The sequence below is a fragment of the Actinoplanes sp. CA-131856 genome (assembly GCF_050956135.1).
In the GTDB taxonomy this organism is placed as follows: domain Bacteria; phylum Actinomycetota; class Actinomycetes; order Mycobacteriales; family Micromonosporaceae; genus Actinoplanes.
Map to the genome: position 1 here is coordinate 5,345,923 of NZ_CP191849.1, position 19,104 is coordinate 5,365,026.

The following is a 19,104-nucleotide window of genomic DNA, read 5'->3' on the forward strand; positions in this document are numbered from 1 at the left end:
GCACGCCGCCCAGAAACAAGACAGCGCCACCGAACAGCCGAGCCCACAGGGCACGCCGCCCACTGCAGGACGGCGCGGCGGCGAAGGCCGAGCCCGCACGGGCAGCACAGGGACGCGCGGGCGCGGCAAACGCGGGGTCAGGCGGTGGGCTGGCCCACCGCGTATGTCAGGTAGGCGAACTGGCCCCGCCGGGTCATGTCGGTCAAGGTCAGGCGTTTCGAGGTCAGGCGGCGCGGCAGCAGCGGGGCGCCGGCGCCCAGGGTCACCGGCGTGACCCCCACGATGATCTCGTCGAGCAGGCCCGCGTCGGCGAAGGCGCCGGTCAGGTCGCCGCCGCCGACCAGCCAGATGTTCTTGCCGGCGGCCGCTCTGGTCATGGCCTCGTGGACCGGGCGGACGTCGCCCTGGACGAATTTCAGGTCGGCGCCGGGTATCGGTGGCAGGTCGCGGTGGGTGAAGATCCAGGCTGGGACGTCGCCGTAGTACTCGGCCCATTTCGCCGGGTTGTCGAGCAGGGCGTCGTGGTCGAGGACCCACTCGTATGTGGTCGCGCCCATGGCGAACGCGCCCACCCCGGCGAAAAAGGCCTCGAACGGGCTCACCCCGGACTCGTCGTCGCGGCTCTCACCGACCTCGAACAGCCAGTCGAGGGAGTTGTGCTCGTCGGCGAGGTACCCGTCGAGCGTGGTCGCGGTGTAGTACTGCGTCTTCGGCACGGGTTCACCCTGCCATGGGGGTACGACAAGAAAGCGCCGCCCGGATCGGCGCCGCCTTCGCCGCCGCCTCGGCCACCTCGGCCGCCGGGTCGCTGTCCCAGGTGATGCCGCCGCCGGCCCAGCTGTGCAGGCGGTGGCCGTCGGCGGCGACCGTGCGGATGGTCAGGCCCAGGTCGATGTGGTCGTGCCCGATCCAGCCGGCGGCGCCCATCGAGACGCCGCGGCCGACCGGCTCCAGCCGGGCGATCTCGGCCAGGGCGGCCAGCTTGGGCGCCCCGGTCACCGATCCTCCCGGGCACACCGCCCGGAGCAGGTCGGCCAGGTCGAGGCGCCCGAGGACCGGCGCCGACACGACCGACTCGGCCTGCCAGAGATCGGCCCATCGGCGTACGGCGAAAAGCTCGTCGACCCGGACGGGACCGACACCGGGCAGCCGGGCCAGGTCGTTGCGCTCCAGATCCACGATCATCACGTGTTCGGCGCGTTCCTTCTCCGAGGCCAGCAGCTCGCGGCGGCCCGACGCCGTGGCCGGGCGGGTCCCCTTGATCGGCCGCGTGACGACCCGGCCGTCGCGGACCTCGACCAGCGTCTCGGGCGACGCCGTGGCCAGCGCCCACCCGTCGCCGGCCAGGACGCCCCCGTACCGCGCGCCGGGCAGCCGGGCCACCCGGTGCAGGGCGGCGGTGGGATCGCCCGCGTACGGCGCGCTGGCGTGCCCCACCACGTTGGCCTGATAGACGTCGCCCCGGCCGATCGCCTCGCGGACGGCCTGAACCGCTTCAGCGTGCGCGGCCGGTGTCCAGCTCGGCGTCCACTCTCCCAGCGCGTAGTGAACCGGTGACGGGGGCTCGCCGTGTGAGGGGGTATGGACGTAGAGCACCGCGTAGACGTCGGGGATCGCCGGCACCGGCGAGGGCGCCCCGGCGGCGCCGCCGGCCATCACGCAACCGGCATCCGCGGACACATACAGTGCGGCCCCACACACCGAGCCAGCGCCGATCGGGTGGATCCGGGGGGCCGTTCGGCCAATGTTTCGCACCGGCAGTCCGTTGGCTTCGAAGAAGGTGGCGACAAGCTCTGCGGGGTCACCACCGTCACATCGGTACCACTGGAACACCGTTGACGCACGGTGACGGCCCTGGCAGGACCCCGGAGCACCCGGCGGCGACCCCGGAACAGGTGTCGGGAAGTGGTCGATCGGGGGAGTTCCGTGGACCATCGGAAGCGAGGATTCTTTCAATGGGACGCCGTCACCCGCCCGATCCAAGGTCGTTCGGATTCAGGTAACGTCCGTCACCGTCGTTGTGAGTCTTCACACAACCCCCGACCGGAGAACCACGATGTTGTGCCAGCACACGAACCAATGTCCCAACGCTGAGGCCGTCGACCGCGAGGCCGCCCGGACCGTGGCGACCTTCCGCGAGCAAGGCTGGAGCCTGCTCTGCAACGGCGTCATCGTCTTCGAGGACACGGGTGAGATCCTCCCCGACGGCACCATGATCGAGCCGCACCGGGGCCCCGCCCGGCACGCCCTCGCGGCGTAGCGCCGACAAGCCGCCCGACGGCTACTGAGAGTAGCCGAAGGGCGACACGTCGAACGCCGGATCAGTCCTCGAAGGCGGACGGGTCCGGGCAGGAGCAGACCAGGTTACGGTCGCCGTAGGCGCCGTCGATCCGGCGCACCGGCGGCCAGTACTTCGCCGTCTTGTCGACGCCGGGCGGGAAGCCCGCCACCGACCGCGGGTAAGCGTGCTCCCAGACGTCCGCCGTCACCGCGGCCGCCGTGTGCGGCGCGTTGGCGAGGGGGTTGTCCCCGGCTGGCCACTCGCCCGCCGCCACCCGGTCGATCTCACCCTTGATCGCGATCATCGCGTCGCAGAACCGGTCCAGCTCGGCCAGGTCCTCGCTCTCGGTCGGCTCCACCATGAGGGTGCCGGCCACCGGGAACGACATCGTCGGCGCGTGGAAGCCGTAGTCGATCAGCCGCTTGGCCACGTCGTCGACCGAGACGCCGGTCGCCTTGGTGATCGGGCGCAGGTCGAGGATGCACTCGTGCGCGACCAGGCCGTTGTTGCCGGCGTAGAGCACCGGGTAGTGCTCGCTGAGCCGCGAGGCCACGTAGTTGGCGGCCAGCACGGCCGCGCCGGTCGCCGCGACCAGCCCGTCGGGGCCCATCATCCGCAGATAGGCCCACGAGATCGGCAGGATGCCGGCCGAGCCGTGCGCCGCCGCCGAGACCGCGTGCTGCTCACCCGAAGACAGCGGGTCGCCGGGCAGGAACGACGCCAGGTGCGAGCGGACCGCGACCGGGCCCACGCCCGGGCCACCGCCACCGTGCGGGATGCAGAACGTCTTGTGCAGGTTCAGGTGCGACACGTCGGCGCCGAACCGGCCCGGCCGCGCATAGCCGACCAGCGCGTTCAGGTTGGCCCCGTCGACGTACACCTGACCGCCGGCGTCGTGCACGGCCGCGCACAGGTCGGCGATCGACGTCTCGTACACCCCGTGGGTCGAGGGGTAGGTGACCATGATCGCGGCGAGCGAGGCGGCGTGAGCGTCGATTTTGACCGACAAATCTGACATGTCGATGTTGCCCAGGGAATCGCACGCGACGACCACTACCCGCATGCCGGCCATGACGGCGCTGGCGGCATTCGTTCCGTGCGCGCTCGACGGGATCAGGCAGACGTCGCGGTGCTCCTCGCCCCGCGACCGGTGGTAGCCACGAATGGCCAGCAGACCGGCCAGCTCACCCTGCGAACCCGCGTTCGGCTGCACACTCACCGCGTCGTACCCGGTGATCTCGGCCAGCCAGCCTTCGAGGGACGACACCAGGTGCTCGTAGCCGGCCGTCCGCGACGCCGGGGCGTACGGATGGATGTTGGCGAACTCGGGCCAGGTCACCGGCTCCATCTCGGTGGTGGCGTTGAGCTTCATCGTGCACGAGCCCAGCGGGATCATGCCCCGGTCCAGCGCGTAGTCCCGGTCCGAGAGCTTGCGCAGGTAACGCAGCATGCTCGTCTCCGAGTGGTGCGATCCGAAGACCGGGTGGGTCAAATACTCGGTGGTACGCCCGAGCGGCTTCGCGCCGCACTCGGCCGGCGCCGCGACCGGCACACCGAACGCCGTCAGCACCGTCGCCACATGCGCCGCGGTGGTCGTCTCGTCACACGCCACCGACACGTGGTCCGCGTCGACCAGCCGCAGGTCGACACCCTCGGCCGCGGCCGCCTCGACGATCGCGGCGGCCCGGCCCGGCACCACAGCGGTCACCGTGTCGAAGAAGGCATCGCTGGTCACCGCGATGCCGCCCCGGGTCAGGCTGCCGGCCACGGTCAGCGCGTGATCGTGCACCCGCTTCGCGATCGCCCGCAGACCGGCCGGTCCGTGGTACACCGCGTACATGCTCGCCATCACCGCCAGCAGCACCTGCGCCGTGCAGATGTTGCTGGTCGCCTTCTCCCGCCGGATGTGCTGCTCCCGCGTCTGCAACGCCAGCCGGTAGGCCGGGGCGCCGTCCGCGTCCTTGGACACACCGACCAGGCGGCCCGGCAGCGACCGCTCCAGACCGGCCCGCACCGCGAGATATCCGGCGTGCGGGCCACCGAAGCCCAGCGGAACACCGAACCGCTGCGTCGTGCCGGCCGCGATGTCGGCACCGATCTCCCCCGGCGCGCGCAGCAGCGTCAGCGCCAGCAGGTCGGCCGCGACCGTGACCAGCGCGCCGGCGGAGTGCGCGGCCGAGATCAGGGCGGCGTGGTCCCGTACGGCGCCCGAAGCCCCTGGATATTGCAGGTGAAGTCCGAAATATTCGGACGGAAGGGCATCGCCGGCGTCAAGATCGACGATCGCGAGCGAGATCCCCAGCGGCTCGGCCCGCGTCCGGAGAACGGAGAGCGTCTGCGGGAGCGTGTCGGCGTCGACGACGTACACCGGAGACTTTGACTTCGAAGCCCTCCGGGCCAACGTCATGGCCTCGGCCACCGCGGTGCCCTCATCCAGCATCGACGCGTTGGCGGTGGTCAGACCGGTCAGATCGGTCACCATCGTCTGGAAGTTCAGCAGAGCCTCGAGACGGCCCTGGCTGATCTCCGGCTGATACGGCGTGTACGCCGTGTACCAGGCCGGGTTCTCCAGCACGTTCCGCTTGATCACGGCCGGCGTGAACGTGCCGTAGTACCCCAGCCCGATCATCGAGGTCGTCACCGTGTTCCGCGACGCGATCGCCCGCAACTCGGCGATCGTCTCCTCCTCGGAGGCGGCCTCCGGCAGATCAAGGGTGCCGTGCCAGCGGATCACCTCGGGGATCGCGGCGTCCATCAGGGCGTCCAGCGACGCGTACCCGATGGCTTTGAGCATATGGGTCTGCTCGTCCTGGTCCGGGCCGATGTGCCGGGATGCGAACGTCATGACGGCTCCTACAGAGAGGTCGACAAGGCGGCCTCCCCCTCTGTCACGCGCGCGTTTCAGAGTCGCCTGCCCATGCGGTCCGCTTTGCCTGAGAGGTTCCGGGGAGGATTTGCCCCTTCGGCGCCACCGACTAACCCGGTGATCTCTCCCGCATGGCTAGGTACCAAACTACCAGTGGATAAAGCACAGCCAGGAAACTGGAAGGGTAGGACTGTGACCTACACCCCGGCGGGCAACCGCTACGACACCATGACCTACCGCCGTACGGGCCGCAGCGGCCTCAAGCTCCCCGTGATCTCGCTCGGCCTCTGGCACAACTTCGGCGACGAGCGCCCCTGGCAGCGCCAGCGCGACATCGTCCGCCGCGCCTTCGACCTCGGCGTCACCCACTTCGACCTGGCCAACAACTACGGCCCGCCGGCCGGCAGCGCCGAGTCGAACTTCGGCCGCATCCTCGACGCCGACCTGCGCGCCCACCGCGACGAGATCGTCATCTCCACCAAGGCCGGCTACTACATGTGGCCCGGCCCCTACGGCGAGTGGGGCAGCCGCAAATACCTGGTCAGCAGCCTCGACCAGTCGCTCAAGCGGCTCGGCCTCGACTACGTCGACATCTTCTACCACCACCGGCCCGACCCCGACACCCCGCTCGAGGAGACGATGGGCGCCCTCGACGCCATCGTCCGCGCCGGCAAGGCCCAGTACGTCGGCCTGTCCAACTACAAGGCGGCCGAGACCGCCGAAGCCGCCCGCATCCTGCGCGAGCTCGGCACCCCGCTGCTGATCCACCAGCCGTCGTACTCGATCCTCAACCGCTGGATCGAGAAGGACAACCTGCTCGACACCCTCGAGACGGCCGGCGCCGGCGCCATCGCCTACAGCCCCCTGCAGCAGGGCCTGCTCACCGACCGCTACCTCGGCGGCATCCCCGACGACAGCCGGGTGCGCACCAGCAACTTCCTCAACGAGAGCGACCTGGACAAGGGCACCCTGGCCCGCATCCACGCCCTCAACGACATCGCCAAGCGCCGCGGGCAGTCCCTGGCCCAGATGGCCCTGGCCTGGGCCCTGCGCGACGAGCGCATGACCAGCCTCATCATCGGCGCCAGCAGCGTCGAGCAGCTGGAGAACAACGTCGCCGCCATCGGCAACCTCCCCCTCACCGAGGAGGAGATCAGCGAGATCGACGGCACGGTCCTCGACCTGTAATGACCACCATCCTCGGGGTCGTGGTCGGCTCCCGCGCGTACGGCCTCGCCGGCCCGGAATCCGACCACGACCGCCGCGGCGTCTACGCCGCACCTACCCGCTCGTTCTGGCACCTCGACAAGCCACCCACACACCGCGACGGCCCCCGCGACGAAGAGTTCTCCTGGGAGATCGAACGCTTCTGCACGCTGGCCCTGCAGGCCAACCCGACGGTCCTCGAAGTGCTGTGGTCACCCTTGATCGAGACTGTCACGCCCGACGGCGAGGACCTTCTCTCGGTCCGGCCGGCGTTCCTCTCACGCCGGGTCGCCGAGACGTACGGGTCGTACGCCCGCGACCAGCTCAACCGCGTCGCGGGCCGCCGCGACCGCACCGGCGAGACCAACCACAAACAGGCCATGCACATGATCCGCCTGCTCATGGCCGGCGCCCACGTCCTGCGCACCGGCACCGTCCTGGTCGACGTCAGCCCGTTCCGCGACCAGCTGCTCGCCGTCAAACGAGGCGAGGTCGCCTGGCCCGAGGTAACCGCCTGGGCCGCCGATCTCCAGAAGGACCTGGCCGCCGCCACCGCGGAAACCCCGTTGCCCCCGGACCCGGATCGCCAGACCATAGATCAACTGCTGGTCCGGGTACGCGAGAGAGGGCTCTGATGACGATCCAGGTTCCCGAGTGGTCGTCCGAGATCATCGCCACCCTCCCCCACGAAGTGATCTTCGCAACGGTCAGCGGCGCCCACCTCTACGGCTTCGCCTCCGTCGACTCCGACCTCGACCTGCGCGCCGCCCACCTGCTGCCCGCGGCCGAGGTGGTCGGCCTGCACACCGGCCCCGAGACCGTGCAGAGCGGCGGCTACCGCGACGGCGTCGAGCTCGACGTGGTCAGCCACGACCTGCTCAAGTTCGCCCGCCTGCTCAACAGCCGCAACGGCTACGTCCTCGAACAGCTGCTCTCCCCGCTGATCGTCACGACGTCGCCGCTGCATCGTCGGTTGAAGGAACTCGCGCCCCAGTTCATCACCAGCAACCACGCCCACCACTACCTCGGATTCGCCGCCACCCAGGAACGCCTTTTCGACAAGACCGGCGACCTGAAACCCGCCCTCTATCTGCTGCGGGTCCTGCTCACCGGACAGCATTTGATGCGCACCGGCGAACTCGAAACCGACCTGAATGTGCTCGGGAACGACCTCGACTACGTACGGGATCTGATCGCTCTGAAGCGCGAGGCGGAGCACGGACCTTTCCCCACCCCTTTGACGACACGGTTGCGACAGGACGCGGCGGCCCTGCGCACGGCGCTGGAAGAAGCCCGCGACAGTTCTTTCCTGCCGGCCACACCGGCGCCTTCCGCCGTTTCCGCTTTGCACGACCTGGTGGTCCAGGCACGGCTGTCGGCGTAGCCGTCGTATTTATGTTCGGTGCGGCTCGCCGCACTGCCCCTAAAGCTTCCTAGGAATCTAGGAATTACGTTTCGGGGCCATCGTCGGTTTACGCTGATCGCATGAGCGCCACCCTTGCCCCCGTCCACCTCGCCCGGCCCCACCGGCCGGTCCTCGTGGCGGGCACGCTCGGCGAGCTGCGCGGCCCCACCCGCGGAATGGTGGAATTGCCGCTGCGCCTGTGGTGGGGCCCGCAGCGCGCCTTCGACCTGGCCGAGCCGACCATGCTGGCGTGGATGTACGAGAACGTCCTGCGCGAGGCCATCCGCGTCAGCGAGCTGCGCGCGTACCTGGACGGCCCGACTCTGATCCGCGTCTGGCCCGACCTGAACCTCCCCCGCGCCGTCCGCGCCGCGTGGGAGACCCGCCACCCGCACCTGCGCCTGGCCGCCGCCCGCCGAGCCGCCGACCAGCTCGCGGCAAGCGTCTTGACGTAGTCCAGCTCCAGCCCAGTCGGCGCTCACGGCCGGTCTCGTGGCTCCGGACTGGTCGGTCGCCGTGCCCAAGCGCATCGTCGTCAGTCCCGCACCCGCGGCACGCCGGTCGATCTCGGCCCTCAGCGCGCGCCCGAAGGCTACGGCGCCGGGTGGCCGCAACCCGCAGCACCTCGTCACCGGCTCCTGGACCCGGCAGACGATATGGCCGTCCAGAAACGTTCCCCCGGCGGGCCGCCGAATTCAGCGGTGGAAAGCCGCGAGCGGGCGCTTCCCAACGGCACAACGGCTCGTGAGCCGGCTCCTGTTCAGGGTCGGTGGTGGTTGACTCCCGCGCCGGTCTGGTGCAGGTAGCGCCTCAGCCTCTCGAGGTAAGTGTCGTAGTCCTCGTCGAACGTCCACGTCTGGTACGCGGTGGCGGCAGCGGCGAAGGCGAGATTGATGTACAGCTGCACCGTCGCCTCGGCGCCCGGGCCGGTGCGCTCGGTGAGGAAGTCGCGCAGGTCGGCGCGGAACTGCTCGCCCAGGTTCGGGGCCGACCTGGCCAGCGCGGGATTCTGGGCCTTGAGCCGGCGTTGCAGCGGCATCCGATCGCCGAGGCGTTCGTTGAAGCCCAGCATCACCGCGGTCACCGAGTCCCACGGGGACTCCTCGGCGGGCCTGGAAGCCATCGCGGCCCGCCAGGTGTCGCGCTCCTCGGGGTCGGGGTCGAAGAGCGCCGCCTCTTTGGTGGCGAAGTAGTTGAAGAACGTCGCCCGCGACACATTCGCCGCCTCGGCGATCTGCTCCACGCTGATCGCCTCGTAGCCGTGCTGCTCGAACAGCTCCAGCGCGGCCCGGCGGATGGTTCGCCACGTGGCCAGCTTCTTGCGCTCACGCAGGGTCGCCATCATCGCCTCCTCGACCGGGAGATCCTAACCGACCTTGCTCACAAAAATATCCGACGCATCTACTTTTAGACGAGTCCAGCTTTCGGCTAGCGTGGGTTCCCTGCTGAAGGGAGCATCATGAGCAAGGTCTGGTTCATCACCGGTACGTCACGTGGCTTCGGCCGCGCGTTCACTCAGGCGGCGCTGGAGCGCGGCGACCGGGTCGCCGCCACCGCCCGGGACATCAGCTCGCTGGACGATCTCGCCGCCGAGTACGGCGACGCCGTTCTGCCGCTGACCCTGGACGTCACCGACAAGGCGGCCGTGGCCGCGGCGGTCAAGGCCGCCCATGAGAAGTTCGGCCGCCTCGACGTGATCGTCAACAACGCCGGCTACGGGTTGTTCGCCATGGTCGAGGAGCCGACCGAGCAGCAGGTCCGCGAGCAGATGGAGACCAACTTCTTCGGCGCCTACTGGGTGACCCAGGAAGTTCTGCCGATCCTGCGGGCGCAGGGCAGCGGCCACATCGTTCAGGTGTCGAGCATCGGCGGCGTCGCGGCGTTCCCGTCGCTGGGTGTCTACCACGCCTCGAAGTGGGCCCTGGAAGGTCTGTCCGAGTCCCTGGCCCAGGAGGTCGCCGGCCTTGGGATCAAGGTGACCATCGTCGAGCCGGGCGGCTACGCGACCGACTGGGGCGGCTCGTCGGCCGTGCACGGCGCGCCGCTCCCCGCGTACCAGCCGATCCGCGACGCGATGGCCGCCCGGTCCGGTGACGCGCGCCGGGGTGACCCGGCCGCCACCGGGGCGGCGCTGCTGAAGGTCGTCGACGCCGAGAACCCGCCGCTGCGGGTGTTCTTCGGCGACGGGCCGCTGGACATCGTCAAGCACCTCTACGGCGAGCGGCTCAAGACCTGGGACGCCTGGGCCGGCCTGTCGAGCGCCGCTCAGGGCGCCTAAGGCTGGTAGCGATAGCCCATCCCCGGCTCGGTGATCAGGTGCCGGGGGCGGGTCGGGTCGTCCTCGAGCTTGCGGCGCAGCCGGGCCATGTACTGGCGCAGATAGTTCGTCTCGGTGCCGTACTGCGGGCCCCACACGTCGTGCAGCAGGCTGCGCTGGGTGATCAGCTTGCCGGGGTTGCGCAGCAGGCGTTCCAGCAGTTGCCACTCGGTCGGGGTGAGCCGCTGCTCCGGGGTGATCGTGTGGTCCGAGAGGTCGATCGTGTACTGGCCCAAGGTGACCGTGGCCGGTCCGCTGCCCTCGGTGGTGTGGGCGCGGCGGGTCACCGCCCGGATGCGGGCCAGCAGCTCGTCCACCCCGAACGGCTTGGTCACGTAGTCGTCGGCGCCGGCGTCGAGGGCGGCCACCTTGTCGGTGCCCTCGGCCCGCCCGGACAGCACGATGATCGGCACCGTGGTCCAGCCGCGCAGGCCGCGGATCACCTCGGCGCCGTCCATGTCGGGCAGGCCCAGGTCGAGCACGACCAGGTCGGGCGGGTGGGCGGCGGCCGCCTTGAGCGCGCCGGCGCCGTCGGCCGCGATGTCGACGTCGTACTGCCGGGCCCGGAGGTTGATCCGCAGGGCCCGCACGATCTGCGGATCGTCGTCGACCACCAGGATGCGCGTCATGCCGGGCTCATCGGCAGGGTGAGGACCATGGTGAGGCCGCCTCCGGGTGTGTCCTCGGGTGTCAGGGTGCCGCCCATCGCCTCGGTCAGGCCGCGGGACAGGGCCAGGCCGAGACCGACGCCGGTGTGGTTGTCCCGGTCGCCGAGCCGCTGGAAGGGCAGGAAGACCCGGTCGCGGTCGGCGGCCGGGATGCCCGGCCCGTGGTCGACCACGCGCAGCTCGACCCGCCCGTCCGCGACCCGCCCGGTGATGGTGGGCGGCCGGTCGGCCGGAGAGTACCGCAGGGCGTTGCCGACGACGTTCACCAGCACCCGGTCGAGCAGACCGGGATCGGCGCGGACCGCCGCGAGATCATCGGGCAGGTGTACGGCGACACGCCGCCCCGCCGGGCCGAGCTCGTCCAGGGCGCGCGGCACCACGTCCTCGAGGCCGACATCGACCGGGACCATGCCGAGCGTCCCGGCCTGCAGGCGGCTCATGTCGAGCAGGTTCGACACCAGCGCGGCCAGCCGGTCGAGCGACTCGTCGGCGGTCTCCAGCAGTTCGTGCCGGTCGGCCGCGTCGAACTCGACCTCCTCGCTGAGCAGCCCCGCCACCGCCGCCTTGGCCGAGGCCAGCGGCGTGCGCAGGTCGTGGCCGACAGCGGCCAGCAGGGCGGTGCGGACCCGGTCGCCCTCGGCCGCGATGGCGAGGCGCTGCTGGCGCAGGGCGACCGCGGCCTGGGCGGCGAAGGCCCGCACGACCTGCCGCTCGCCCGGCTCGGGCACCCGGCCGCGCAGCACCAGGGTGAGCGAGCCGTCGATCGGGATGGTGACGTCGCCCTCGGTGACGGGCTCGCCGGCGCCGGCCACGGGTGTGCCGCCTTCGAGCAGGGTCACCGACTCCAGGCCGAAGCTGTCGCGCAGCTCCGTCAGCAACCCCTTGAGCGGATCGGGGCCGTTCAGGACGCCGCCGGCCACCGCGGCCAGGGTGCGGGCGTCGGCGGCGGCCCGGTCGGCCTGCCGGGTGCGGCGGGCGGCCAGGTCGACCACCCACGACACGCTGGAGGCGACCCCGGCGAACACCAGCAGCGCCAGCAGCCCCTCGGGCGAGTTGACGTGCAGCGAGTGCAGCGGGGCCGTGAAGTAGAAGTTCAGCAGCAGGAAGCCGGCGATGGCGGCCAGCAGCGCCGGCCACAGCCCACCGAGCAGGGCCACGGCCACCACGGCGCCGACCAGGATCAGCACCACGTCCGGCAGGGCGAGATCGGTGCCGTAGGCGACCAGGGTGATCAGGGGCACCCCGGCCGCCGCGGCCACGAAACCGCCGATGAGCCGGCGCCGTGACAGCATCAATGCGGGCCGACGGCCGTGACCACGATCGCCGCCGCGCCGGCCTCGTCCGAGGCGGCCAGGTCGATCGTGGCGTCGATGCCCCAGTCGTGGTCGCCCTCGGGGTCCTCGAAGACCTGCCGGACGTTCCACGCCGTGGAGGTCGTCTCGATGTGCAGGAAGGCCGGGCCGCGTGCGGACGCACCGGTGCCGATCTCGTCGTACTCGTCGAAATAATCCTCGATGGCGTCCTGCCAGCGCTGCGCGGTCCAGCCGTGCTCGCCGTCCATCTCGCCCAGCACGTCCCAGCGGCGCAGCGCGGCCAGCTCGACCCGGCGGAACATGGCGTTGCGGACCAGCACCCGGAACGCGCGGGTGTTGCGGGTGACCGCCGGCGGCTTGTCGTCGAGGCGTACCTCCTCGATGTCGAAGTTGGGATTGCGCAAGCGCTCCCACTCGTCGAGCAGGCTCGAGTCGACCTGCCGGACCAGCTCGCCCAGCCACTCGATGAGATCGGTGAGTTCCTCGGTACGCCTGTCCTCGGGCACGGTCTGGCGCAGCGCGCGATAGGCGTCGGCCAGGTAGCGCAGCACGATCCCCTCGGAGCGCGAGAGGCCGTAGAACGAGACGTACTCGGTGAAGGTCATCGCCCGCTCGTACATGTCCCGCACGACGCTCTTGGGCTTGAGCTCGTAGTCGGCCACCCACGGATGACCGCGGCGGTACGTCTCGTAGGCGGCCTCCAGCAGCTCCAGCAGCGGCCGCGGATGGGTGACCTCCTCGAGCAGGGTCATCCGTTCCTCGTACTCGATGCCCTCGGCCTTCATGGCGTTGACGGCCTCACCGCGTGCCTTCTGCCGCTGCGCCGAGAGCACCTGCCGTGGGTCTTCGAGGGTCGACTCGATCACGGAGACGACGTCGAGCGCGTAGGCCGGGTCCTCCGGGTCGAGCAGCTCGAGGCTGGCCAGGGCGAACGGGGACAGGGCCTGGTTGAGGGCGAAGTCCAGCTGAAGATCTTCGGTCAGCCGGTACGTCCCCTCGGGCGTCCGTTCGATGACGCCGCCGGCCAGCAGCGCCCGGGCGATCGCGATGGCCCGGCGGATGTGCTTGCGCTGGGCGGCCGGCTCCTCGTGGTTGTCGGTCAGCAGGTGCCGCATGGCCACGAACGGGTCGCCGCCGCGCGAGATGACGTTGAGCAGCATGGCGTGCGACACCTGGAAGGAGCTGTTCAGCGGTTCCGGTTCGGCCGCGACGAGCCGGTCGAAGGTGGGCTGGCCCCAGCCGATGGTGCCCTCGGGCGGCTTCTTCCGGACGACTTTGCGGCGCTTCTTCGGATCGTCGCCGGCCTTGGCGAGGGCCCGCTCGTTGTCGATCACGTGCTCGGGGGCCTGCACGATGACCGTGCCCAGGGTGTCGAACCCGGCCCGGCCGGCGCGCCCGGCGATCTGGTGGAACTCGCGGGCCTTGAGCAGGCGGGTCTTGACCCCGTCGTACTTGGACAGGCCGGTGAACAGCACGGTGCGGATGGGCACGTTGATGCCGACGCCGAGCGTGTCCGTCCCGCAGATCACCTTGAGCAGCCCGGCCTGGGCCAGGGTCTCCACCAGGCGGCGATATTTGGGCAGCATGCCGGCGTGATGCACGCCGATCCCGTGCCGTACGAGCCGCGACAGCGTCCGGCCGAAGCCGGCGGCGAACCGGAAGTTCCCGATCGCCGCGGCGATCTTGTCCTTCTCCTCGCGGGTCGCCATGTTGATGCTCATCAGCGACTGCGCCCGCTCCAGGGCGGCCGCCTGCGTGAAGTGCACGATGTAGACCGGCGCCTGCTTGGTCTGCAGGAGCTCCTCGATCGTCTCGTGCAGCGGCGTCATGGCGTACGAGAAAAGCAGCGGGACCGGCCGCTCGACGCTGGAGACCACGGCGGTGGGCCGCCCGGTGCGCCGGCTGAGGTCGTCGACGAAGCGGGTGGTGTCGCCGAGGGTGGCCGACATGAGGATGAACTGCGCCTGCGGCAGCTCGATGAGCGGCACCTGCCAGGCCCAGCCCCGGTCGGGCTCGCTGTAGAAGTGGAACTCGTCCATCACGACCTGGCCGACGTCGGCGTCCGCGCCCTCGCGCAGGGCCAGGTTCGCCAGGACCTCGGCCGTGCAGCAGATGATCGGGGCGTCCGCGTTCACGCTGGCGTCGCCGGTGAGCATGCCGACGTTGTGCGCCCCGAAGATCGCGCACAGGGCGAAGAACTTCTCGCTGACCAGCGCCTTGATGGGCGCGGTGTAGAAGGTGGTGCGCCCGTCGGCCAGCGCCACGAAGTGCGCGCCGGTGGCGACGAGGCTCTTGCCGGAGCCAGTGGGGGTGTTGAGGATGACGTTCGCTCCCGTGGCGACCTCGATGAGCGCCTCTTCCTGATGGGTGTACAGGGCCAGGCCCTGCTCGGTCGCCCATTTCTGAAAGGCGTCGAAGACGGCGTCGGGTTCGTTGGTGCCGGGAAGACGATCGGTCAGTGTCATGATGCCGTCAATAATATGGATCAGCCGCGGGGCCACTCCGCGAGGCGCTGCCGTAACGCTGTGATTTCCGCCGGCCCGAGCCCGTAGAGGGCGAACCGGGCGTCGTCGAGCCGGTCCAGATAGCGCCCGGCGTCGGCGATGTCCTCCGGATCGAGCGCCGGGTCGGCATTCCTCGCCAACTCCATGATCTCGGCCAGCGGATAGCGTTCCAGAGCCGCCGCCACGTCGATGTAGTCGCGGACCTCCCGCCGGTTGACCAGGGCGGCGACCTTCGTGGCGACAAGATCGTCCAGGTGCATGACCGGGCCGAGCTCCATCACGACGGGCGCTCTTGTCCGGTCGAGCCGGCACAGGGTGAGCCGGAGCGCTTTATGTCCGTCCGCGACCAGAAATTCCTGGATATCGGCGGACATGCCGGCGAACAGCTCGTCGCCCTCCTCGGCCACCACTCTCATGCCCGCGCGCTGGAGGGCGGCGGTGACCTCACCCGCGGCGGCCGCCACGCCGCCGGGCGCGTCGGTGAACAGGTCGACATCCTCGGTGGGGCGGGCCACCAGGCCGTTGACCAGCCAGGCGACACCGCCCCCGAGGACGAAACCGTGCTTGGTGGCGACCGTGAGCGCTATCCGCGCGACGTCACGGTAGAAGTCGTCGACGCTCGCCACAGGGTCAGGTTATCCGCCCACGCGCTGCAGCACGAACCGCTGGGCCACGGTGTTGTACTTGCGCGTGTAGCCCAGATGCGTGGCCAGGCTGGCCCCGCGCGCGCAGAAGTTGTCACCGGTGTCGCAGTAGGACTGGATCTTCGCCGCGAACCCGTCCAGCGCGGCGTCGTTGCCCCGCGCGAACAGCCCGTTCCTGCGGCTGGTGCCCGCGTTGAACGACTTGCCGGCCACGTAGCGCGGGTCGCCCATCAGGATCACCGCCGTGACCTTGGCCGCCAGCTGCGCGTTCAGCGGCGGGTTGGGCGTCGACACGGCCTGCCGCCCGCTGCCGGCGAGCACGTCGCCGATCACGTGCGCGCCCTGCGAGTAGCCCACGAGCACCAGTTTGGTGTCCGGGCACTGCGCCGCCTTGGCCGTGATCTGCCCGGTCAGCGCCCGCACGCCGGCCGACACGCTCGGCCCGTACGGGTTGAGCACCGCCGGATAGTCGGTCGCCTCGGTGCTCACCGTCTGCCGGCTCGCCCGCTGCACGGCGCTGACCAGCGATCCGATGATGCCCGCACCCGGCCGCTCGGTCGACGCCCGCGTGGCGATGATGTGCACCGCCGCGCATGGACCGCCCGCCTTGGTCGCCGTCCCGCCGAACGCCTGCGGCGCCACGAACAGCCCCGCCGCGACCAGCCCCACGCCCGCCCCGATGGTGGCGATCTTCGCCTTGTTCCGCATCTTGCCGCCCCTTCCGCCAAAAAAGCACTGCGAGTGCAGATAGCTGCCCGGTGATACGCAGCGTGGCCGCGCGACGGTTCAATACATCGAAAAACGTCGACTTGCTCACTCTGGGTGACGTTGAAGGTTCAAGAAGAAGACGTACGAATCCTGTCCGGTGACCGGGGAGCTCAGCGCGGCCCGCGTCGTGGTCCGGGCCGTCCGGCGCCCCTTCTAGGCTGGCCCTATGACGCGGTGGTGGCCGGCCTTGATCGGCGTCGTCGTGGCGCTGCTGCTGCTCTGGATGGCGCTGGTGATCGCCTTGCTCGCCGCGCATCCCGGGCGGGCGCGGCTCAAGGAGGCGCTGCGGCTGCTGCCCGACCTGCTGCGGCTGTTGCGCCGCCTGGCCGCCGACAAGGCGCTGCCGCGTGGCGTCCGGATCCGGCTGGCGCTGCTGCTGGCCTATCTGGCCGTGCCGTTCGACGTGATCCCCGACTTCATCCCGGTCCTGGGCTACGCCGACGACGCCATCATCGTGACCCTCGTGCTGCGCTCCACCGTGCGCCGGGCCGGTCTCGAGGCCGTACGCCGGCACTGGCCCGGCACCGACGAAGGTTTCACCGCCCTCACCCGCCTGACCGGCCTGAGCCGCGCCGACCCTCGATGACCCGGCCTCACCCGCGCAGGCCCTCGATGAGGATCACCAGTCCGAGTCAGATGGCGGCGGCCCGCACCCTGCGCGAAGAACAGCGCCAGGATCAGAATGTCGTCGATGTTGGTGACCGCGAACAGCAGCACCGCCTGCCCGATCACCATGCCCGAAGATCTTAGGGCGCCTCGGAGAAGGCCGCGTTGGTCTGCCCGATGCCGACCGGGGAGCCGGCCGACCAGCCACCGTCGACGACGAACTCGGATCCGGTCGAATATCCGGCCTCGTCGGACGCCACGAACAGCACCATGCGGGTGACCTCCTCCGGCGCGGCCATCCGGTCGAGGGCGACTTTGCCGTGCACGACCTCGTCACCGAGGGGCCCGAGGATCGGCGTGCGGATATATCCGGGGTGGACCGAGTTGACCCGGATGCGGTGGGCCGCGACCTCCATGGCCACCGCCTTGGTGAAGCCGCGGACGGCGAACTTGCTGGTCGTGTAGTCGGCCGCGTTCGGCGTGCCGATGAGCCCGGCGAACGAGGAGATGTTGACGATCGCGCCGCCGCCAGTCCTCGAGGGTCTCGTCCTCGACGAAGGCGCCTTTGCCACCGATCCCGGCGTTGTTGATGAGCACGGTCGGCGTGCCGAAGACGGTGTGGGTCTCCTCGATGAGCCGAGCCCACTTGCCGCTCGTCGATGACGTCGAGGTGCCGGTAGATCGCCGCGTCGCCGGGCTCCTTCGCGAGGGCCTCACCCTCGGCGTCGAGCACATCGGCGACGACGACGCGCGCACCTTCGGCCACGAAGCCTCGCGAGTGCGTGGCGCCCATGCCGCGGGCGCCTCCGGTGACGATGACGGTCCGGCCGTCGAATCTGGCCACGGGCTCACCGCTCGAGCACACGCCCTATCTGACACCTGTCAGATATCGCGTGACCGCTATAGTTCGCCAAATGGATCCGCGCTTCCGCCGATCGCGGGAGGCCCTGCGCGCCGCCGTCTACCGGCTGGCCGGCCGGCGGCCGATCACCGAGGTCACCGTCACCGAGCTGTGCCACGAGGCCGGCGTCACCCGCGACACCTTCTACCGGCACGCCGCGTCCCCGGTCGAGCTGCTGGCCGCGGTCCTGCGCGAGGAACTGGAGTCGATCGCCGCGAGCCACCCCGACCTGGCCGGCGGCCTGCACCCCGACTCGGGCATGCGCGCCGGCGTCCACGCGCTGTGCGCCCACGTGGCGGATCACGCGGCCGTCTACCGCAACGCGGCCCGCCCCCACCTGCTGCCGCCGCTGCGCGAGAACCTGGAGCTGGTAGTCCGCGGTTCCCTGGAGGCTCACGCCCGCGCCTACCCCGAGATCCTCCCGCCGGGCACGGACTCACCCGACGACATCCGGGTCCTGGCCGCGTACGCCGCCTCCGGCACCGCGGGCGCGGTAGAGGCTTGGCTACCCACCGACCCCCTGGACGTGGCCCGGGGCGAGCGCCTGATCCTCGCCGCTTCCCCGGCGTTCTGGCACGGCCCTGACCGCCGCAGACCCTGATACTCGCCGTGGCGCGGCGGTCAGGCCACTGTCACGACGACCTTGCCGCAGGCGCGTCCCTCACCTACATGAGCCAGGGCCTCGGGGACCTGGTCGAGGGTGAAGGTGCGGTCGATGTGGACGGCGAGGTCACCCGCGACGCAGAGGTCAGCGACCGGCCCGAAATGCGCCGGCCCTTCCTTGACCGCGAGCACGCCGACCCGACGGTGCGTGAGCCAACCGGCCACCGAGCCGATTGTCAGGACGCGCAGCAGCGTCCGCACCGATCCGCCGACGCACCGGTAACGGCCACCCGGCGCCAGCGCCCGGCGGTAGGCGAACACCGATCGGTGCGCCACCAGATCGAGGATGAGATCGTACGGACCGCCGCGAGTGAAGTCCTCACTCCGGTAGTCGATCACCTTGTCCGCGCCGACCGACCGCATGAAGTCGAGCTTGCCGGCGTTGTCCACTCCGGTCACCTCGGCGCCGAGACGCTTGGCGAGCTGAATGGCGAACGAACCGGAACCGCCGCCGGCACCGTTTATCGCCATCCGCTGCCCGGCCGCGGCGCCGCCGATCCCCTGCCGCGCGATCGCGCCGGCCTGCGGAACCGTCGACGCCTCGGCGAAGGTCAGAGCCGTGGGCTTGTGCGCCAGCACCGACTCGGGCGCGATGGTGTACTCCGCGAAGCCGCCCTTGAGCATGAGATTGTCGCCGTAGACCTCGTCACCGGGCCGGAACCGCGTGACGTCCGGACCGACGGCGTCGACCCATCCGGCGATGTCCGAACCCAGCGTCCGGCGCGCCGGCGTTCGAAGCCCACCGATACGCGCATACAGCGGCGACCCGCGCAGGCTCTCCCAGTCGCTGAGGTTGATCGACGTCGCCGCGACCTTGACCAGCACCTGCCGGCCCGAAGGAGACGGCTTGGGAAGATCTTCGATCCGCAACGCGTCCACGGACCCGTACCTGTCGTACACGACCGCCCTCATCCGCCCGCCCTCCCCTCGCCCCTCTGTAGCACGCCGGAACCACGACAACG

19 protein-coding genes, 1 pseudogene and 1 riboswitch are annotated in these 19,104 nt (G+C 70.5%); of the genes and pseudogenes, 8 read left to right on the top strand and 12 right to left on the bottom strand.

The features are described from left to right. Positions 1–137 precede the first annotated feature (137 nt). Together ACQP2X_RS24765 and ACQP2X_RS24770 are read right to left on the bottom strand one after the other, a co-directional pair. A complete protein-coding gene (locus ACQP2X_RS24765; protein ID WP_498700665.1) occupies positions 138–716 on the bottom strand; it encodes a dihydrofolate reductase family protein in 579 nt (192 codons plus the stop codon). Between the two features lie 4 nt (positions 717–720). Next, positions 721–1,935 (bottom strand): chorismate-binding protein, encoded by a 1,215-nt coding sequence (locus tag ACQP2X_RS24770; RefSeq protein WP_498700668.1) that lies wholly within the window; start codon positions 1,933–1,935, stop codon positions 721–723. Between the two features lie 124 nt (positions 1,936–2,059). Here ACQP2X_RS24770 and ACQP2X_RS24775 point away from each other — a divergent pair, with 124 nt between their 5' ends. Continuing rightward, positions 2,060–2,260 carry a DUF5999 family protein gene (locus ACQP2X_RS24775; protein ID WP_097321528.1) on the top strand — a complete coding sequence of 67 codons (201 nt, stop codon included), beginning with the start codon at positions 2,060–2,062 and terminating at the stop codon, positions 2,258–2,260. 61 nt (positions 2,261–2,321) lie between these two features. Here the strand turns inward: ACQP2X_RS24775 and gcvP are convergent, their stop codons facing one another. After that, positions 2,322–5,126, bottom strand: a complete 2,805-nt coding sequence (gene gcvP / locus ACQP2X_RS24780; protein ID WP_498700672.1) for an aminomethyl-transferring glycine dehydrogenase — start codon at positions 5,124–5,126, stop codon at positions 2,322–2,324. Between the two features lie 65 nt (positions 5,127–5,191). Continuing rightward, positions 5,192–5,287: riboswitch (glycine riboswitch) on the bottom strand. An 88-nt stretch (positions 5,288–5,375) separates the two neighbouring features. Here gcvP and mgrA point away from each other — a divergent pair. The 4 genes from mgrA to ACQP2X_RS24800 all read left to right on the top strand — a co-directional run bounded on the left by mgrA (position 5,376) and on the right by ACQP2X_RS24800 (position 8,213). Continuing rightward, complete coding sequence (mgrA, locus tag ACQP2X_RS24785; RefSeq protein WP_498701027.1) at positions 5,376–6,335, top strand: L-glyceraldehyde 3-phosphate reductase; 960 nt, start codon at positions 5,376–5,378, stop codon at positions 6,333–6,335. Then, the gene (locus ACQP2X_RS24790; protein ID WP_498700674.1) at positions 6,335–6,988 is read left to right on the top strand and encodes a nucleotidyltransferase domain-containing protein; all 654 of its coding nucleotides are present in this window, start codon (positions 6,335–6,337) and stop codon (positions 6,986–6,988) included. The genes mgrA and ACQP2X_RS24790 overlap by 1 nt, the downstream gene beginning before the upstream one ends. Then, positions 6,988–7,737 carry a nucleotidyltransferase domain-containing protein gene (locus tag ACQP2X_RS24795; protein ID WP_498700675.1) on the top strand — a complete coding sequence of 250 codons (750 nt, stop codon included), beginning with the start codon at positions 6,988–6,990 and terminating at the stop codon, positions 7,735–7,737. The genes ACQP2X_RS24790 and ACQP2X_RS24795 overlap by 1 nt, the downstream gene beginning before the upstream one ends. Positions 7,738–7,838: 101 nt before the next feature. After that, the gene (locus ACQP2X_RS24800) at positions 7,839–8,213 is read left to right on the top strand and encodes a hypothetical protein (protein ID WP_498700677.1); all 375 of its coding nucleotides are present in this window, start codon (positions 7,839–7,841) and stop codon (positions 8,211–8,213) included. 305 nt (positions 8,214–8,518) lie between these two features. On the opposite strand, the gene ACQP2X_RS24805 is transcribed toward ACQP2X_RS24800, so the two are convergent. After that, positions 8,519–9,100 (bottom strand): TetR/AcrR family transcriptional regulator, encoded by a 582-nt coding sequence (locus ACQP2X_RS24805; protein ID WP_498700678.1) that lies wholly within the window; start codon positions 9,098–9,100, stop codon positions 8,519–8,521. 117 nt (positions 9,101–9,217) lie between these two features. Between ACQP2X_RS24805 and ACQP2X_RS24810 the strand changes: the two genes are divergently transcribed. After that, positions 9,218–10,036 carry an SDR family oxidoreductase gene (locus tag ACQP2X_RS24810; protein ID WP_498700679.1) on the top strand — a complete coding sequence of 273 codons (819 nt, stop codon included), beginning with the start codon at positions 9,218–9,220 and terminating at the stop codon, positions 10,034–10,036. On the opposite strand, the gene ACQP2X_RS24815 is transcribed toward ACQP2X_RS24810, so the two are convergent. Genes ACQP2X_RS24815 through ACQP2X_RS24835 form a run of 5 tightly spaced genes read right to left on the bottom strand, consistent with a single transcriptional unit; the run spans position 10,033 to position 15,912 of the window. Then, entirely contained in the window at positions 10,033–10,704 is a 672-nt protein-coding gene (locus tag ACQP2X_RS24815; protein WP_498700682.1) for a response regulator, read from the bottom strand. The two genes, ACQP2X_RS24810 and ACQP2X_RS24815, sit on opposite strands and share 4 nt — an antisense overlap. Further along, positions 10,701–12,035 (bottom strand): sensor histidine kinase, encoded by a 1,335-nt coding sequence (locus ACQP2X_RS24820; protein ID WP_498700683.1) that lies wholly within the window; start codon positions 12,033–12,035, stop codon positions 10,701–10,703. Before ACQP2X_RS24820 ends, ACQP2X_RS24815 begins: the two co-directional genes overlap by 4 nt. Next, complete coding sequence (locus ACQP2X_RS24825) at positions 12,035–14,521, bottom strand: DEAD/DEAH box helicase (protein WP_498700684.1); 2,487 nt, start codon at positions 14,519–14,521, stop codon at positions 12,035–12,037. Before ACQP2X_RS24825 ends, ACQP2X_RS24820 begins: the two co-directional genes overlap by 1 nt. A gap of 20 nt (positions 14,522–14,541) precedes the next feature. Beyond that, positions 14,542–15,186, bottom strand: coding sequence for a nucleotidyl transferase AbiEii/AbiGii toxin family protein (locus ACQP2X_RS24830; protein WP_498700686.1), 645 nt, complete (start codon positions 15,184–15,186; stop codon positions 14,542–14,544). Positions 15,187–15,195: 9 nt separating this feature from the next. Further along, positions 15,196–15,912: a cutinase family protein gene (locus ACQP2X_RS24835; RefSeq protein ID WP_498700688.1), complete on the bottom strand. Its 717-nt coding sequence runs from the start codon at positions 15,910–15,912 to the stop codon at positions 15,196–15,198. A 226-nt stretch (positions 15,913–16,138) separates the two neighbouring features. On the opposite strand from ACQP2X_RS24835, the gene ACQP2X_RS24840 reads away from it, so the two are divergent. Beyond that, a complete protein-coding gene (locus tag ACQP2X_RS24840; protein ID WP_498700689.1) occupies positions 16,139–16,558 on the top strand; it encodes a YkvA family protein in 420 nt (139 codons plus the stop codon). A gap of 160 nt (positions 16,559–16,718) precedes the next feature. Here the strand turns inward: ACQP2X_RS24840 and ACQP2X_RS24845 are convergent, their stop codons facing one another. Further along, positions 16,719–17,150, bottom strand: coding sequence for an SDR family NAD(P)-dependent oxidoreductase (locus tag ACQP2X_RS24845; RefSeq protein ID WP_498700691.1), 432 nt, complete (start codon positions 17,148–17,150; stop codon positions 16,719–16,721). A gap of 125 nt (positions 17,151–17,275) precedes the next feature. Continuing rightward, a pseudogene (locus ACQP2X_RS24850) lies at positions 17,276–17,371 on the bottom strand (3-alpha-hydroxysteroid dehydrogenase); the annotation flags it as partial. 121 nt (positions 17,372–17,492) lie between these two features. On the opposite strand from ACQP2X_RS24850, the gene ACQP2X_RS24855 reads away from it, so the two are divergent. After that, positions 17,493–18,080 (top strand): TetR/AcrR family transcriptional regulator, encoded by a 588-nt coding sequence (locus ACQP2X_RS24855; RefSeq protein WP_498700692.1) that lies wholly within the window; start codon positions 17,493–17,495, stop codon positions 18,078–18,080. Positions 18,081–18,100: 20 nt separating this feature from the next. On the opposite strand, the gene ACQP2X_RS24860 is transcribed toward ACQP2X_RS24855, so the two are convergent. Then, positions 18,101–19,054 carry an NAD(P)-dependent alcohol dehydrogenase gene (locus ACQP2X_RS24860; protein WP_498700694.1) on the bottom strand — a complete coding sequence of 318 codons (954 nt, stop codon included), beginning with the start codon at positions 19,052–19,054 and terminating at the stop codon, positions 18,101–18,103. Positions 19,055–19,104 lie beyond the last annotated feature (50 nt).